The organism is Streptomyces sp. NBC_00433, from assembly GCA_036015235.1.
Lineage (GTDB): Bacteria > Actinomycetota > Actinomycetes > Streptomycetales > Streptomycetaceae > Actinacidiphila.
The window spans coordinates 2,700,101-2,717,366 of sequence record CP107926.1 but is presented as its reverse complement, the minus strand read 5'-3'; the positions used below and the strand labels follow the sequence as shown (position 1 = coordinate 2,717,366).

The following is a 17,266-nucleotide window of genomic DNA, read 5'->3' as shown; positions in this document are numbered from 1 at the left end:
CGTATCCATGTATGCAGGCACGTTGTGCTTCGACCTGCTCCTGGGTGACGTACGGTCCCTGAAGGAGAAGCGGTCCGTGGTCCGTCCGATCGTCGCCGAGCTGCACCGGAAGTTCGGGGTGAGCGTGGCGGAGACCGGCGATCAGGACCTCTATCGCAGGGCCGAAATAGGAATCGCGGTGGTGTCGGGGGAACTCGGACACCTCAAGGACGTACTCGACCGGTGCGAACGCTGGATGATCGCCCGTCCCGAAGTGGAGCTGCTGTCCGCACGGCAGCGCATCCACGGCGACGACGACTGAGGCGAACGACCCAGGACGCAGAGAACACAGAGAGAAGAAGACGATGACCGACACCGCGCGGGCGCGCAAGCTGGCCGACCGCATCCGGGTCGTGGTCGCGGAGACCCTGCAGCGGCGGATCAAGGACCCGCGGCTGGGCTATGTGACGATCACCGACACCCGGGTCACCGGCGACCTCCGGGAGGCGACGGTCTTCTACACGGTCTACGGCGACGACGAGGAGCGGGCCGCCTCCGCCGCCGCACTGGAGAGCGCCAAGGGCGTGCTCCGCTCCGAGGTCGGCCGGCAGACCGGGGTGCGCTTCACGCCCAGCTTGGCCTTCGTCGCCGACGCCCTGCCGGACAACGCGCGGACCATCGACGACCTGCTGGCCAAGGCCAGGGCCGCCGACGAGGAGGTCCGCAAGACCGCCACGGACGCGCAGTACGCCGGCGAGGCGGACCCGTACCGCAAGCCGGCCGAGGACGACGAGGACGACGCTCTGGACTCGGAGTCGGACTCGGGCTCGGACTCGGGCACCGAGGGCGGTACGTCGCAAGCATGACCCGCACCGCACCTCCCTCCGGGCTGGTCGTCGTCGACAAGCCCGGAGGGCTCACCTCGCACGGCGTCGTCTCCCGCATGCGCCGGCTGGCCGGCACCCGGCGGGTCGGCCACGCGGGCACCCTCGACCCGATGGCGACCGGCGTCCTGATCATCGGCGTCGAGAAGGCCACCCGGCTGCTCGGCCACCTCGCGCTGACCGAGAAGGAATACGCCGCCACCATCAGGCTCGGCCAGACCACGGTCACCGACGACGCGGAGGGCGACGTCACCGCGTCCGCGCCGCCCGGCGCGGTCGCCGCGGTCACGGCGGAGGCCGTCCACGCCGGGATCGCCGCGCTCACCGGGCCGATCCAGCAGGTGCCCTCCAAGGTCAGCGCGATCAAGGTCAACGGTGTGCGGTCCTACACCCGGGTGCGCGAGGGCGAGGACTTTGAACTGCCCGCCCGCCCGGTGACGGTGTCGTCCTTCACCGTCCAGGACGTACGGCCCACCGACGGCGCGCTCGACCTCGATGTCACGGTCGTCTGCTCCTCCGGCACGTACATCCGCGCGCTGGCCCGCGACCTCGGCGCCGGCCTCGGTATCGGCGGCCACCTCACGGCACTGCGCCGCACCCGCGTCGGCCCCTACGGCCTCGCGGGCGCGCGCACCCTCGAACAGCTGGAGGAGGACTTCGCCGTCCTCCCCATCGAGGACGCCGCCGCCGCGGCCTTCCCCCGCTGGGACGTCGACACGGACCAGGCCGCGCTGCTGGGCCACGGGGTCCGCATCCCCGCCCCGGAGCAGCTCACCCCGGTCCCGCACGCCGTCTTCGGCCCGGACGGCCGCCTCCTGGCCCTGGTCGAGCCGCACGCGGGCCAGGTCCGCATCGTCGCGGGCTTCCCGGCCTAGCGTCGCCGCGCCCGGCCGGGACCGCGGAATCCGGCGCCGCACCCCGCGCGGGATCACCCGGATGGTCGGGCGCTCGTGGTGCAGGTGGGGCGCGGAGGGGGCGCCTTCCCGACCGGCCCTCACGAACAGACGCATCCACCCACTACCGTCGAAGCGGGACGAACTGGGCGCGGCGGTGGGGGAGGTGCCGGAATGGCGGCGGCGGCACGTGGCGCGGCAGGCAGCGGACCGGACGACGTCTTCGTCCGGGTCTGCGACCTCGCAGGACGCCCCCGCGGCACCGGCTTCCTCGCCGACGGCGACGGCACGATGGTCACCAGCCACGAGGCCGTCGACGGCCTCGCCCGCCTGGTCCTGCACGGACCCGGCGGGCAGCTGTGCCTGGTGGAGGCGGCGGCCATCACCGCGCTGCCCGAGCAGGGCCTCGCACTGGTGGCCACGGAGGGCCTGAGCGTGCCGCCGCTGCCGGTGGCGCCCGGCGGCCCCGCGCACCCCGAGCGGCGGGTACGCGTGCGGCTGCCGCAGCCGACCGGCGGCTCGGTCCTGGGCACGGCCACGGTGACGTACACCGCGACCGACCGCTTCCACCTGGTGGAGGACGTCTACGAACTCGCCCTGGACGGCGCCGACCTGAGCGGCGTACCACCGCAGGCGTCCGGTGCGCCGGTGGTCGACGCGCTGACCGGCGCGGTGCTCGGCGTGATCGCGACCGCCCTGCACGCCGGGCACCGCGCCGCCGGCTTCGCGCTGCCGCTGCGGCCCGCGAGTGCCCCGCGCGCGCTGGCCGACCTGCTGGCCCGCAATGCCGCGACCGTGCCCGGCTACGGCCCGCACCTGAACCTCGCGGGCGCCCTCCAGCTCACCGCGACCTCGGTCGGCGCCGCTGCCGGCCCCGGCGCGTGGCGCGAACCGGTCGCGCGCCCGGATGTGGCCGACGCGCTGCGCGACTTCCTCGCCGCACAGGACGACAGCGCCCCGCTGGTGCTCGGCCTGGTCGGTGAGCCCGGCACCGGCCGCAGCACCGAGCTGGCCCGGCTCGCCGCCCGCCGGGCGCGCGGCGCCCTGCCCGCGCCGACGGTGTGGCTGCGCGGCGCCGAACTGCGCCCGGCGGACGGCGGCATCAAGGACGCGGTGGAGCGCTCGCTGCGCACCGCGGCCCGTATCGTCGGCGCCGCCACGACCGCGGATCCGCTGCACGCCTCGCCCGACGCCGTCGCCGCACTCGCCCGCGCCGTGGGGCGCCCGCTGCTGATCGTCCTCGACGCCCCGGAGGAGATGCCCCCGGTCCTCGCCCACGCCCTTCCCGACTGGACCGCGGGAACCGCGAGCTGGCTGCGGGCGGGCCCGGCCCGGCTGGTCATCGCCTGCCGCCCCGAGTTCTGGGACCAGGCGGGCCGCCTGCTGCCCGCCGCGCTGCTGCACGGGCGGCCCGCCGCCTCGCCGCAGCCGCTGCCGCCCTGCGTGCAGGTCGGCGACCTGGACGCGGCGCAGGCCGCCGCGGCGCGCGAGCGGTACGGCGTACCCGACGGCCTGCTCGCGAGTGCCGACGCGGCCCACCCGCTGACGCTGCGCCTGCTGTCCGAGGTGCGCGCCGCCGTCCCCGAGGGCGCCGGCGGGACACCGACCCGCGTGGAGGTCTTCGCCGCGCACCTGGACCTGGTGTGCCTGCGGATCGCGGTGAGGCTGGCCGCCGCCGAGAAGCCGCCGGTGCGCGGCGCCGGGGTGCGGCGGCTGGCCGCCCGGGTCGCGGGCCAGGTGCACGAGGCCGCCCGCCGCTGCCTCGGGCCCGGCCAGGGCGAGCTGGACCGGGAGGCCTTCGAGGAGCTCTTCCCGTGGCGTACGGGCTGGGCCTCCGCCGTACTGACCGAGGGCCTGCTCGTGCCCGCGGGCGCCGGCTACCGCTTCGCCCACGAAGAGGCTGCCGACTGGCTCCAGGCCCTGCACCTGGACCTGGGCGGGGCCCTGCAAGCCCTGGTCCACCGCTGGTTCGCCGCCCTGCCCGCGGGCCCGGCGGACGCCCCCGTACGCCTGCCCTTCCGCCCGGCCGCGCGCGCCGGCCAGGCGCCCGCCGTACCGCCCGCGCCCGCGGTCGCCCCGCCGTCGGGCCCCCGCTCCCTGCCGGTGCCGCGCCACCGGGCGGGCCCCGTCGTCCAGGCCCTCCTGATGGCGCCGCCGGACACCCTGACCCGCCATCTGGCGGCCCTGACCCAGGCCCTCGACCACAGCACCCCGCCACCCACCCGCTGCACGCCCCGCAAGCCCCCCGCCCCGCCGCCGGTCGACCTCGACGCCGACACGGTGCCCAACCCGCGGACGCGCCGCACCGCCACGGGTCCCGGCGTGCCGGCCGCCGCGCAGTCCTGGCGCCCGGGGCGGGCCGGTGACGCGGGGTGGCCCGACGGTGCCTTCGGCTTCGCGTGGCTCGACGCGACACCCGGCGTGGTGCGCGGGCGCGACCCGGGCGACAGCGGGCGGGCTGACGGTGCCTCCGGTGCCGGGCCGGCCGTCCGCCCCCGGACGCCGGGTGCGGTGCCGCGGCCGGACCTGGACGACGGCGGGTGGCCCGACGGTGTGTCCGTCGCCGGGCGGGCCGCCCTGCCAGGGCCCGCGGAGCGGCGCGGGGACGCGTTGTGGTGGGCGGCGCATCTGCTGCGGGAGGTGCTGCTGCGGCTGCCGGACGCCACCGTCTGCCGTGACGTGCTGCGGGATCTTGCCGCCAGAACCGCGGTGCGGGCGGTGGAGCGCGGGGGTTTCACGCCCGAGGGCATGGGCGGGCTCGGGGACTTCGGGCCGTCGTTCTGGCGGCGCGTGCGGCTGCCGGTCGCCGAGCGGCTCGAACTGCTGCGGCTGCTGCTGCCCGCCGACGGCCCACCGGGATCGCCGGACCGCGCGGAACGCTTCCTGGCCGGAGTCGCCGAACTGCTCCGCGGGAGCCCGGCCGAGGTGCTGCCCGCGGTGTGCGGCTGGTTCGACGACGACCGGCCGCTCCAGGCCCCGCCGGGGCTGGACGCGCCCCGGCTGACCGTCGCCTCGGCCGCGCAGGCCCTGCTGCACACCCACCGCAGGCTGGCCGTCGACGACCTCACCGAGGCCCTCGTCGCTGCGGCGCACCCGGCCGCCGACGAAGTGCTGGCCGCGCTGGCGGAGGACGAGCCCTCGGCGGTCTGCCGGGCCGTCGACCGCTGGGCGCACGACCCGCGACCCGACCGGCATGTCGCCGCGGCCGCCTACGGCCCGCGCGCCGCGCCCTTCGTCCGCTCCGACGCCGACCGCGAACTGCTGCGCTATGCCGCCCTCGCGATACTGGCCCGCCCCGGCGACTGCACGCTGCACGGCGCCGTACTCGGCATGCTCGTCCGCGACCCGGTCACCCGCGACCGCCACCTGCCGGCCGCGCTCGACCGCTTCACCGCGGGCGACCCCCGGCTGCCTGCCGGGGCACTGGTCGCGGCGCTGACCACCCATCCGGAGCCGGTGCTCGCCGCTTTCCAGGCCCGGCTGCGGGCGGCGGACGACGGCGACCTGCTCGCGGAGATGGCGGCTGTGACGCCCCCCGCGCTCGCCCGCAGGACGGCCGCCCTGGTCCAGGACCACCTGCGGCACCGACCGGCCGGGGCGGCGGGCGTCGCCCGCTTCCTCGACCTGCGGCTCGAACAGGGCCCCGCGGCCCGAGCCGTCGTCCTGCCGCTGACCGCCGCGCTGCTGCGCGACCACCCGCCGGAGGTCCGCGGCACCCTGGTCGCGGTGCTCGCCGCCCCCGGGCGCCACCCGTCCCGGCCGCTGCGCCAGGAACTGCTGGACGCGGCGCTGGAGACCGAACGCGACCCCGACGTCCTCGACGCCCTGCTCACCGCGGCGGCCGACGGCGCCGCCCGCCGCCCGCCACCCCTCACCCACGACCTGGTCCGCCGCCTCGCCCTGCTCCTGGGCCGCACCCCGGAAGGCGCCGCCCGCTTCGACCGCCGCATCGTCGAACTCGCCGCCGCCACCCCCGACTTCTCCCGCCTCCTCCTCGCCTGGCTCACCGACACGGCCACCTGGGACGCCCTCCTGGGCCCCAGCGCCCGCCGCCGCCTCGCCCGCCACCACTGACGGCGCGTGCCGCGGGCCGCCACCGTCCCGAAGGGGCTGTCGGTCAGGTCCTGACCACCGGCCGGGGGCGCCGCCCGCCCGGTTTCCCGCGCCCCCGAAACGCATACCCGCCGCCGCACGGGCACCCTGACGACTGTTCGCGTCCCCGGTGAACGGGTATGCGGACCCGCCACGGGAGCCGGACCGAGCGGCCCGGGGGAGCGCCCCCGGGCTCGGACATGGCAGTCTTGGCTCTGCAGAAAAGCGAATGTCAGAGATTCGGCGAGGGAAGCGGAGCGTCAAGGTGCAGCGCTGGCGGGGCTTGGATGACGTTCCCGGTGACTGGGGACGCTGCGTCGTCACCATCGGCTCCTACGACGGCGTCCACCGGGGTCACCAGCTGATCATGGGCCGGGCGGTGGAGCGGGCGCGTGAGCTGGGACTGCCGTCGGTGGTCGTGACCTTCGACCCGCACCCCAGCGAGGTCGTCAGGCCCGGCAGCCACCCGCCGCTGCTCTCCGCGCACCACCACCGCGCCGAGCTGGTCGCCGCGCTCGGCGTGGACGCGCTGCTGATCATCCCCTTCACCAGCGAATTCTCGAAGTTCACGCCGAGCGAGTTCGTCCGCACGGTGCTGGTGGACGGCCTGCACGCCAAATACGTGGTGGAGGGCCCCAACTTCCGCTTCGGCCACAAGGCCGCCGGCGACGTCGACTTCCTCTCCGCGCTCGGCCTGAAGTACGACTACGAGCTGGAGGTCGTGGACCTCTTCATGCGCGGCGAGGCGGGCGGCGGCGAGCCGTTCTCCTCCACCCTGACCAGGCGGCTGATCGGCGCGGGCGACGTGGAGGGCGCGGCGGAGGTGCTGGGCCGGCCGCACCGGGTCGAGGGCGTCGTCGTCCGGGGGGCTCAGCGCGGCCGGGACCTCGGCTATCCCACCGCCAACGTCGAGACGCTCCCGCACACCGCCATCCCCGCCGACGGCGTCTACGCCGGCTGGCTGCACGTGGGCGACGAGGCGATGCCCGCGGCCATCTCGGTCGGCACCAACCCGACCTTCGACGGCACCGCCAGGACCGTCGAGGCCTACGCCATCGACCGCGTCGACCTGGACCTCTACGGCCTGCACGTGGCCGTGGACTTCCTGACGTATCTGCGCGGGATGGAGAAGTTCGACACGATCGAGGCGCTGCTGGAGCGGATGGCCGACGACGTGAAGCGTGCCAGGGACCTGGTCGGTGCGGCCGAGCAGCCGTCCCGCTCGGACGGTTAGGGCCTGTCCGACGAACAGCGCCGTCCGCCGTGGGGCCCGCCTCGCGGGCTCATTCTTTCGGGCGGGCGGCGCTCAGGTCGGGCGGACCAGCCGGGTCTCATAGGCGAAGACCACCGCCTGGACCCGGTCGCGCAGCTCCAGCTTTACCAGCACCCGGCTGAAGTGGGTCTTCACGGTGGCCTCGGCCAAGTGCAGTGACGCCGCGATCTCCGTGTTCGACAACCCGCGGCCCACCTCCACCAGCACCTCCCGCTCCCTGGCCGTCAACCGCGACAGCCGCTCGTCCGCCTCCGGCCCCTCGGCGCCGCCCGCGGCCGGCAGCTGGTGCGCGAAATTCTCCAAGAGCCGCCGGGTGATCCTCGGCGCCACCACCGCGTCCCCGGCCGCCACCGAGCGGATCGCCGCCAGCAACTCCTCGGGCAGCGCGTTCTTCAGCAGGAAACCCGAGGCACCTGCCCGCAGCCCGGCGAACGCGTACTCGTCCAGGTCGAAGGTCGTCAGGATCAGCACCTTCGACTCCGGGCAGCTCTCGATGATCCTGGCCGTCGCCTCGATACCGTCCGTGCCCGGCATCCTGACGTCCATCAGCACCACGTCGGGCCGCAGCTCCCTGGCCAGCCGCACCGCCTGCGCGCCGTCTCCCGCCTCACCCACCGGCTGCATGTCGGCCTGCGCGTCCAGCACCATCGTGAAGGCCATCCGCAGCAGCGGCTCGTCGTCGACCAGCAGCACCCGGATCACCGCTACCGCCTCCTCCTCGCACGGGACCACCCGCCCAGGCGCGGAACCACCCGCGGGCCGGGCGGCGGACGGTGCGGATTCTGTGGTCACAACGGCTCCGGAGTCGTCAGAGTGAGAACGGCGGCCACCTGCCAGCCGCCACCGGGCAGCGGCCCCGCCGTCAGGCGGCCGCCGTAGGCCGCGGCACGCTCCCGCATCCCGGGCAGCCCGTGCCCCGCGGACCCGGCGGGGTCGCCCGGCGCCGCCGGCCCGGCGCCGTCATCGGTCACCGTGACCGTCACCGCCTCCGGCGCGCAGTCGACCCGCACCTCCGCCGTCGTCCCGGTGGGCGCGTGCTTGAGCGTGTTGGTCAACGCCTCCTGCACCAGCCGGTAGACGGTCAGCTGCGCCGCGACCGGCACCGCCGCGAGATCGCCCGCCACCGCCAGCCGGGTCGGCAGCCCCGCCGCCCGCACCTGCTCGACCAGCGCCGACAGCTGCCCGATACCCGGCATCGGATGCCGCAGCGCGTCCGGCTCGTCCGCCCGCAGCACCCCCAGGAAGCGCCGCATGTCCGTGATGGCCTGCCGCCCGGTCGCCGACACCTGCCGCATCGCGGTGGCCGCCCGCTCCGGATTCCGCCGCTGGGCGAAGACCGCGCCGTCCGCGAGCGCCACCATCACCGACAGGTTGTGCGTCACGATGTCGTGCATCTCCCGGGCGATCCTGGCCCGCTCACCGGCCACCGCGAGCTGCGACTGCTGGTCCCGCTCGCGCTCCAGCCGCACCGCCCGGTCCTCCAGCGTCGCCAACCGGTCCCGCCGACTGCGCATGTTGAGCCCGAGCACCATCGCCGCCGTCGCCATCGCCGACAGCGACACGAACGTCCCCGCGCCTCGGTCGTGCACCGACCACCGCAGCGTCGCCAGCAGGACGCCGCCTTCCACCACCGCGAACGCCAGCAGCGTACGTCGCCGGCTGCTGTAGGCGGCCACCGCATACAGGGCGATCAGCAGCGCCACATCCGTCGGGATCCGCAGGTCGAGTGACCACTGCACCAGCGCCGTCACCGCGAGGGCACAGAACACCGCCATCGGTGCCCGCCGCCGCCAGATCAGCGGCAGCACCAGCGCCGCGTGAAACGGCAGCAGCAGCGCATCGTCGTGGAGGACCCGCCGCAGCGCGGCAGCGGTCGCCAGGAACAACCCCACCGCGAAGACCGCGTCCACCGTGGGCGGCGACAGCCGCAACCCGTGGGCGATCCGGGCGTACCCCGCCCGCGCCACCCGCTCGACCCGCGCCTCCAACCGCGTCACCGGCCCCGCCGCGGCGCCCACCACCCCGGCCTCGCCGGCCTGCTCGGGACCCTCGTCGGCCTGGTCCGGAGCCTGGACGACCGGGTCGGCCGCCGGGCCCTGGACCGGCGCCGCCGCGGTCGCGCCCGGGACCGGCGCCGCCTCCGTGGGCGGCCCGCTCGACGACGGCACCGCGTACGTCATGGCGCCACCGTCACGCGTCGCGCCGCTTGAGCAGCACCGCGGCCGCCGCCAGCGCCACCACCGCATAGAGGCAGAACACCGCGAACCCCGTCCATGGCGCCAGCGTATGCGCCTCCCGGTGCAGGGATATCAACGACTGGCCCGCGTTGCTCGGCAGCCACTGGTTGACATGGTCCGCCCAGGACGCCGGCAGCGCCTCCGCGAGCACCGGCACCACCAGCAGCAGCCCGAACACCGAGGCGATGCCGCCCGCCGTGTTCCTGATCAGTGCGCCGATCGCCACCCCGAGCAGCCCCACGACCGTGAGATACAGGCCCACCCCCATCACCTGGCGCAGCACGCCGGGATCGCCCAGCGAGGTCCCTATGTGCTTCGAGGACATCGTCGCCTGGCCGACGAGGAAGGCGACGATCGCACCCGCCGTCATCAGCCCCCAGGTGACCGCGGCATAGAGCGCTGCCTTCGCCCACAGCACCGGCAGCCTGCCCGGCACCGCGGACAGCGACGCCCGGATCATCCCGGTCGCGTACTCGCCGCTGATCATCAGCACCCCGAGCACGCCCACCGCGAGCTGCGCCAGGAAGAAGCCGCGCAGGCTGGTCATGCCCGGCTCGAAGTCGGCCCGCTCGTGCGCGTTCATACCCGCCCAGTGGCTGGCGGTGAACGCAGAGAACAGCGCCCCGAGCCCGACCAGCGCCACCACAGCCGCTATCAGGGTGTAGAAGGTGGACCGCAGGCTCCGCATCTTGATCCACTCGGAATGCAGCACCCGCAGTTGGGTGACCTGGCCGCGCGGGGCGGCCGTCGCGGCCGGCGGCACCGCGCCGCCCGCCATGACCGTGCTGGTGGTCGTACTCATGCCGGCTGTCCTTCCCGCTCGCGCACCGGGGACTGGTACTCCACGGCGTCCCTGGTCATCTCCATGAACGCCTCCTCCAACGACGCCTGCTGCGGCGTCAGCTCGGCCAGGGCTATCCCGCAGTCCGCCGCGACGCGGCCGATCCGGTCACTGCTCAGTCCGGTCACATCGAGCACCTCGCGCTCGGTGGAACTCACCGTCACATCCGGCCCGGCCAGTGCCTGGCGCAACCGGTCCGCCTCGTCCGTCCGCACCCGCACCGACGTGCCCGCCGCGGCCCGGACGAACTCCGCCACCGAGGTGTCGGCCATCAGCCGGCCGCGGCCGATGACGATCAGATGCTCGGCGGTCAGCGCCATCTCGGACATCAGATGCGACGACAGCAGCACCGTGCGGCCCTCGGCGGCGAGGTCCTTGAGCAGATTGCGGATCCACAGGATGCCCTCGGGATCCAGCCCGTTCACCGGCTCGTCGAGCACCAGAGTGGCCGGGTCGCCGAGCAGCGCGCTGGCGATGCCCAGCCGCTGGCCCATGCCCAGGGAGAATCCGCCCGCCCGCTTCCGTGCGACCTCGCGCAGCCCCACGATGTCGATCACCTCGTCCACTCGGCGGCGCGGTATCCCCGTGGTGGCGGCCAGCGCCAGCAGGTGGTTGTAGGCGCTCCGCCCGGTGTGTATCGCCCGCGCCTCCAGCATCGCGCCGACCTCGTGCAGCGGCGCCCGGTGCTGCGCATACCGCTTCCCGTTGACCGACACCCGCCCGGAGGTCGGTGCGTCGAGCCCGAGGATCATCCGCATCGTGGTCGACTTCCCCGCGCCGTTCGGCCCGAGGAAACCGGTGACAGCGCCGGGCCGCACGGTGAAACTCAGCTCGGTCACGGCGGCGCGCTCGCCGTAGCGTTTGGTCAGTGCGTGGGCTTCGATCATGGGGTGGACCTCTTGACGTGCGTCGGAGGGGTTCGATCCGGATGTCTCCATCGTCCGTTTCCCGACCCTCCCCGCGCGACGGTCCACGGGCGGATTCCGTACCGCCCCGGCTGCATCCCCGGGGGGACACCGCATACGACCGGCGGGGTACTCGACCGGCCGGAGCCCGTACACGCCAAGGGCCGCCGCCGTGGAGACCCACGACGGCGGCCCGGGGACCGCGCTCTTCCTCTCCGCCCTACTGCTGCTGCGGAGGCGGGGGCGGGGGGTAGCCGTAACCCGGCTGCTCCGGCTGCTCCGGCTGCTGCTGGGGCACCGGCCAGCCCTGCTGCGGCTGGGGCGCCTGCGGCTGCGGCGACTGCGGCTGGAAGGGCTGCGCGGGCGGCTGCCCGCCGGGACCGGCCTGCTGATACGGCTGCGGAGCCGGCGGGGGGCCGCCGTACTGCGCGGGCGGGACCTGCCCCGGCTGCATCGGCTGGCCGTAGGGCGGCTGCGCGGGGTAACCCGGATGGCCGGGCTGCACGGGGTGCCCCGGCTGCCCCGGCTGCCCCGGTTGTCCCGACGCCGGGTAGCCGACCGGCGGGCCGCCGTACGGTCCCGGCGCACCGTAGCCACCGGGCATCGGCGGTGCCTGGTGCGGCGGCTGGTTCTGGCCGTCCGCCGTCCAGAGCCCCTGCGCCTGCTGGGCGCGGATGAAGTCCTCGGCGACCATCGCGGAGAGGTTGAAATACGCCTCCCGGGTCTTCGGCCGCATCATGTCGAGGTCCACCTCGGCGCCCGCCGCCAGATGCTCGTCGAACGGCACGACCTGCACCCCGCGGCAGCGCGTCTGGAAGTGCGACACGATGTCCTCGACCTTGATCATCTTCCCGGTCTCGCGGACCCCGGAGATCACCGTGATGCTGCGCGCCACCAGGTCCGCGTAGCCGTGCGCCGACAGCCAGTCGAGCGTCGTACTGGCACTGGAGGCGCCGTCCACCGACGGCGTCGACACGATGATCAGCTGATCGGCCAGGTCCAGCACCCCGCGCATCGCGCTGTAGAGCAGTCCCGTACCCGAGTCGGTGAGGATGACCGGATACTGCCGGCCCAGCACGTCGATGGCCCGCCGGTAGTCCTCGTCGCTGAAGGCCGTCGACACCGCCGGGTCCACGTCGTTGGCGATGATCTCAAGGCCGGACGGGGCCTGCGAGGTGAAGCGGCGGATGTCCATGTAGCTGTTCAGATACGGGATCGCCTGGACCAGGTCGCGGATCGTCGCACCGGTCTCCCTGCGCACCCGGCGGCCGAGCGTGCCGGCGTCCGGGTTCGCGTCGATCGCCAGGATCTTGTCCTGCCGCTCGCTGGCGAGGGTCGAACCCAGCGCGGTCGTGGTCGTCGTCTTGCCCACGCCGCCCTTGAGGCTGATGACCGCGATGCGGTAGTTCGACAGCACCGGAGTGCGGATCAGCTCCAGCTTCCGCTGCCGCTCCGCCTCCTCCTTCTTGCCACCGATCTTGAACCGGCTCGGCTGCGCGTTCGCGCCCGGCTTCTTCGGCTTCGGCTGATTGCGCAGCAGCCGGTCGGACGACAGCTCCACGGCCGCGGTGTACCCCAGCGGGGCCCCGCCCTGCGTCGTGCGCTGCCGCTGATCCGGCGTCACCGTGGGCCAGCCGCCGGACCGCGGGTCCACCGGAGCCTGGTGCGCCGCCGGATCGCCGCCCAGCCGCGGGTCGTTCGCCGGGGGCTGCTGCTGCGGGGTGTACGCCGCCGGCAGATTCTGCGCAGGCGGCGGCTGCGGGAAGCCGTAACCGCCCTGCGCGGGCAGCGGCGGCAGCGGGCCCGCCGACTCGGGCTCCGCGCTCACGGGCTGCGGGTGCGCGGGCTGCGGAGGCGGCGGAAAACCGTAACCCCCTTGTGCGGGCAGCGGCCTGTTCTCCGCCGGTGCGGGAGGCGGCGGCTGCTGGGGCAGGCCGGTCGGTACGGCGTCGTACGCCGGGGGCGGCTGCGGTTGTTGTTGCTGCTGCGGGAAGCCGTAACCGCCCTGCGCGGTCTGCGGGGGCGCCGGCTGCTGTGGGAAGGCGTATCCGCCCTGGGGGTTGGGCTGGGGCTGGGCCGCGGGCAGGTTCGGTGCGGGTTGTGGGAAGGCGTATCCGCCCTGGGGGTTGGGCTGGGGCTGGGCCGCGGGCAGGTTCGGTGCGGGTTGTGGGAAGGCGTATCCGCCCTGGGGGTTGGGCTGGGGCTGGGCCGCGGGCAGGTTCGGTGCCGGCTGCGGGAAACCGTATCCGCCGTGCGGGTCGGGCGCGGGCGGCTCGGGGGCGGGGAAGCCGCCCGCCTGGGGGTGCGGCGTCGGTGCGACGGGCGCCGGCGGGGGATAGGCGGCCGGCGGACCCTGCGGCGGACCCGCCTGGCTGACCGGCGGCGGCGCCGGAGCGGGGAAGGACTGCGAACTCTCCGGAGTCGGATACTGCGGTTCCGCCCGCTCGAAGTGCGGCGGCAGCGGCGGCACCGCGCTCTGCGGGGCCGCGGGCGCCCATGGCGCAGGCTCGGCAATGGGCGGCGCCTGCGGCAGCGGCGTCCACACGGGCGCACGGTTCGGGGGCGGCGTGTCCTGCGGCGCGGCATCCTGCGGCGGTGCCTCGACCGGCCGCGCGTCCTCCGGTTCTGCCCGCACCTCTTCCGCGGCTACTGCCACGGGCTCGGCCTCCCGCGGCTCCTCCGCCACCGGCTGCGAGGGGTGGGGGTCCGCCGACGCGACGTCCTCGATCCTTATGCCGGCCCGCTCCTCGATCTCCTGGCGCAGCGACGCGGCGGTGAACCGTACGGTCTCGCGGGCCACCAGGTCGCCCCGCGACTCCGCCTCGGCCTCATCGTCGGGCACATGCCGCGGCTCGGGCGCGGGTTCCGCTTCCGGCTCGGGCGCCTGGGCGGCGACCGGCTCGGGAGCGGCGGGCGACACCGGAGTGCCGGACCACGCGGGGCGCTCGGCGGCCGCACTCGGCGCCTCGGGCTCGCGCGGCTCCGGTGCGGGTGGCTGCGGCACGGCCGCCGCCGACCAGGACGCGCCGCCGGCCAACGGCGTGGCCCCTGCGGTGGGTTCCTGCGACGCGCGCGGCGGCAGCATCTCCCACACCGGGACATGCGTCGTCACATCCTCGGCCGCAGGCACACTCGGCTCCGGTGCGGCCGGTGTTTCGGGCGCCGCAGGTGCCGGCGCCTCGACCGGCTCGGGCTGCGGCTGTTGTGCCGCCGTCGTGTCCGAGCCCTCGTCGCCGCTCCCGCTGCCGTTCTGCATGTACCAGGCCGGCGGAGTGAAGTCGAAGCGGTACTCGCCCGTCATGTCGCCTTCGGCCGGTTCCTCGACAGGGGCGGCCCCGCCCGCGCGGTTGTCGTCCCGATCGCTGTTCACTGTGCCTCCCGGTCTGCGTCGGGGAGCTACCTGTAGCCGGCTCCCCGCCCCGTGCGCCGCAGGGCAACCGCCCGTTCGCGACTGTCCTGCCGCTCTCGACGGACAGCCTAATCGCCGGGGGACGTCCACCGTCAGGCCGTCCGCTCCCGCTTCCCCCATTCCCCCACCGCCAACAGCAGCGGAACGCGCCCTTCCCTCTCTGACACGTCACGCCTCATTCTGCCCGTTCCCCGCCCTACTGCCCCAGTTCGTCCCACCCCACACCACGACCCACCCGCCGGTATCCACGACGGCGAAGAAGGCGCCAAACCTGCCCGAGGGGCAACCCCCAGGGGCGCGAGAAAGTGCGCGCCCGGCCGAGACGGCGCGCAAGTAGGTACGTACGGCAAGTGGCACCCCCTCAGGGGGGCGAGGAACTGCGCGCCCAGCCCACGACAACCGCAACGGCGAAGCCGTAGAAACGCCCCCGCCCGCGCAGGGCGACGCCGAGCCGCACCAAAGCCGGCAAGCGGGCCCAGGCCGCAGGCCCGCAGAAACAGTCCCGGCCGCCCGGGTTCAGTCGATGCGCCGGGCCTCCCCGAGGAGGCCCACCTCCGCATCGGTGGGCTGCAGCAGCACGAACTGCCGGTGCTGCGGGGTGCCCCAGAGCATGACGCCGTCACCGAGAGCGGGCAGCGCCGCCGCCTCCTCGCGGGTCAGCCGCAGCACCTTGGCCAGAATCTCCGACTCCTGCGGGGAGACCCGCTGGATGCCGACGAGGCCTGCCTCGCCGAGCAGCCTGGGCGCCTGCGGGCCGAGGAAGGGCAGCAGCGTCAGCACGGCCTGCCACGGCGCCTTCGCGAGGCGGCTGCGCGGCGGGTAGGTGCCGCAGTCCCGTACGACCAGCACGGGGCTGGACACCGTCGGGCCCTGGGAGGGGAGTTCCTTCACGTCGTGCACTGTCATGCACTGTTGCCCGCCGCCCGCGGCCTGCGACAGCGGCGTCCAGACCTGTGGGCGGGCCGACTCGACCGCGACGCGCGCACCGGTGCCGACCGCGCGCAGGGCAAGCACCTGCGCGGTCCAGACGCTGCCGATCACCACGAGGTCCAGCTGCGTGGGCCGGAACAGGCCGAGAACCGCGGGATTCCCGGCCTCGTCGATGCCCGAGACCACGCCGTCGTCGCCCAGCGGAAGCGACATCGAGTCGAGCTGTCGCGCCGAGAGTCCGTGCCGGTCCCGTCGCGGGCCGCGCAATCCGAAGCCCGGCTTTGCCTTGCGGCGCTGTGGAGACGCGGCAAGGTCCGGCTCGGCGGCAGGGCGCATCCCTGTGCGCGGCACCTGGTACCCCTGCTGCATCGGATGAGTGGTCATCAGCTGGTACCTCCCAGCGGCAGCGTGGCCAGCACACCGGGCAACTGCTCGCGGTCGAGCCTGACAAGGCCCACCTTGTGCTGGCGCGCGACCCTTTCCAATTCCCTGCGTGCCGCGGTGAGCTGGCGGTCGTCCCTGGCCGTTATCCGTACGTACGCGCTGAGCGCCGGTGTCTGGCCGATGCCCCGGCTCAGGGTCAGGGCGAAGCTTCCGGCCATGGCGGGCACGGCGGTGAGCGCGGTGATCGTCCGCGCCGTAGGCAGCGCGCCGCCGCCCTGCGGCCAGCGCCCCACCCAATACGTGGTGTGCCAGCGGTCGTCGCAGCGCCAGGCGCGGCTGCGCTCCAGCGTCCTGCGCTGGCCCGTGCCGATCCGCCCGGCCAGTGCCGTGGCGAGCGGGTTGACGCCCGCCGATGTGGCCAGCGCCGCTGTCAGCTCCTCCTCGTCCAGCACGGACGCCTCGAAGCCGGCCCCCGCCAGCCTGCTGGCCAGGTGGTCCGCCGCCCGCAGCACCGCGCGCTGGGCGCCGCCGAGGCCGCCGCCGCGTGCCAGCACCGCCTCCGGGCACAACTCGGGGTCCAGCTTGAGCGCGACCCAGGTCACGCGTATCGCCGGCGTGCCGTACTGCGCCTGCAACGGGCCGTACGACACCGCCGCCACCGCCTGCGGGGGAAGGTGCGGAGCCGGGGCGGGCTGGACGTGCTGGACGACCTGGACCGACGCCAGCGATATGTCGTCGACCTCCAGGGCGTCATAGAGCAGCCCCAGCGGCATCGGCCTTGCGGTGCGCAGCGGTTCGTCACGCGACTGCACCAGCAGCACCGCCGTCAGGAACGTACCGTCGCCCACCATCCCGACGCTGCGCTCGCGGCGCCGGCCGGTGAACGTGTATGTACGGAGCGCCGGGTCGCACTCGGTGATCGGCGCAAGAGCCGGGTCGATGAGCCCCGAACCCGCGGCAATTGCCACGCCGCCCGCTGCCGCCGCGTCCCCCGCTCCGTCCCTGGCCGCATCGCGCTGCCGGCGACGCATCGCCATCACACTGGTCAGCCACTCGGGCAGCGGCCTGCCTCGACGCCGCATCACGGCCGTTGCCACCAACAGCACCGCCACCACAGCGCAGGGCACCATCACCGCCCGCCCGGCCGCCGCACCGATCAGCACCAGCGCCGCGGCCACCTCGACCAGCGCCAGTTGGTGCAGCCGGAGCACACCGATCCGACCGGGGCGCGAACTCAGATGCAGCGCCGCCGGTGCCGGACCGTGCCTGCGATCACGGCGTGCTGTGTTTGCGGTGGTCATCCCCCTGCGCCCTCCGTCGTGCGGCGTCATGATGCCCCCTCACCGTACCGGTGTCGTAGGACATGCGGCGCACCCGGCATAGTAGGTGACCGACCCTGCCAACGCGACGGCACGGTGCCTGACGGCAGCGGGTCCCAG

The 17,266-nt window shown here is 74.8% G+C and carries 12 protein-coding genes; 5 read left to right on the top strand and 7 right to left on the bottom strand.

Annotated elements, in window-relative coordinates:
• Positions 1 to 7 precede the first annotated feature (7 nt).
• From OG900_11180 to OG900_11160, 5 genes are all read left to right on the top strand, one after another.
• Positions 8 to 301 (top strand): DUF503 domain-containing protein, encoded by a 294-nt coding sequence (locus OG900_11180; protein ID WUH90602.1) that lies wholly within the window; start codon positions 8 to 10, stop codon positions 299 to 301.
• 43 nt (positions 302 to 344) lie between these two features.
• Complete coding sequence (rbfA, locus tag OG900_11175; protein ID WUH90601.1) at positions 345 to 845, top strand: 30S ribosome-binding factor RbfA; 501 nt, start codon at positions 345 to 347, stop codon at positions 843 to 845.
• Entirely contained in the window at positions 842 to 1,738 is an 897-nt protein-coding gene (gene truB / locus OG900_11170; protein WUH90600.1) for a tRNA pseudouridine(55) synthase TruB, read from the top strand. The genes rbfA and truB overlap by 4 nt, the downstream gene beginning before the upstream one ends.
• 192 nt (positions 1,739 to 1,930) lie before the next feature.
• A complete protein-coding gene (locus OG900_11165) occupies positions 1,931 to 5,830 on the top strand; it encodes a serine protease (GenBank protein WUH90599.1) in 3,900 nt (1,299 codons plus the stop codon).
• Positions 5,831 to 6,113: 283 nt separating this feature from the next.
• On the top strand, positions 6,114 to 7,082 hold the full coding sequence (locus OG900_11160; GenBank protein ID WUH95706.1) for a bifunctional riboflavin kinase/FAD synthetase: 969 nt from the start codon (positions 6,114 to 6,116) through the stop codon (positions 7,080 to 7,082).
• Positions 7,083 to 7,154: 72 nt separating this feature from the next.
• Here OG900_11160 and OG900_11155 read toward each other — a convergent pair whose 3' ends face one another.
• The 7 genes from OG900_11155 to eccE all read right to left on the bottom strand — a co-directional run bounded on the left by OG900_11155 (position 7,155) and on the right by eccE (position 17,128).
• Positions 7,155 to 7,823, bottom strand: a complete 669-nt coding sequence (locus tag OG900_11155; GenBank protein ID WUH95705.1) for a response regulator transcription factor — start codon at positions 7,821 to 7,823, stop codon at positions 7,155 to 7,157.
• 86 nt (positions 7,824 to 7,909) lie between these two features.
• Positions 7,910 to 9,301: a histidine kinase gene (locus OG900_11150; GenBank protein ID WUH90598.1), complete on the bottom strand. Its 1,392-nt coding sequence runs from the start codon at positions 9,299 to 9,301 to the stop codon at positions 7,910 to 7,912.
• 10 nt (positions 9,302 to 9,311) lie between these two features.
• The gene (locus tag OG900_11145) at positions 9,312 to 10,160 is read right to left on the bottom strand and encodes an ABC transporter permease (protein WUH90597.1); all 849 of its coding nucleotides are present in this window, start codon (positions 10,158 to 10,160) and stop codon (positions 9,312 to 9,314) included.
• Positions 10,157 to 11,086, bottom strand: a complete 930-nt coding sequence (locus OG900_11140) for an ATP-binding cassette domain-containing protein (protein WUH90596.1) — start codon at positions 11,084 to 11,086, stop codon at positions 10,157 to 10,159. Before OG900_11140 ends, OG900_11145 begins: the two co-directional genes overlap by 4 nt.
• 238 nt (positions 11,087 to 11,324) lie before the next feature.
• The gene (locus OG900_11135; GenBank protein ID WUH90595.1) at positions 11,325 to 14,474 is read right to left on the bottom strand and encodes an SCO5717 family growth-regulating ATPase; all 3,150 of its coding nucleotides are present in this window, start codon (positions 14,472 to 14,474) and stop codon (positions 11,325 to 11,327) included.
• A gap of 555 nt (positions 14,475 to 15,029) precedes the next feature.
• Positions 15,030 to 15,827 (bottom strand): hypothetical protein, encoded by a 798-nt coding sequence (locus tag OG900_11130; GenBank protein WUH90594.1) that lies wholly within the window; start codon positions 15,825 to 15,827, stop codon positions 15,030 to 15,032.
• Positions 15,827 to 17,128 carry a type VII secretion protein EccE gene (gene eccE / locus OG900_11125; protein WUH90593.1) on the bottom strand — a complete coding sequence of 434 codons (1,302 nt, stop codon included), beginning with the start codon at positions 17,126 to 17,128 and terminating at the stop codon, positions 15,827 to 15,829. Before eccE ends, OG900_11130 begins: the two co-directional genes overlap by 1 nt.
• Positions 17,129 to 17,266 lie beyond the last annotated feature (138 nt).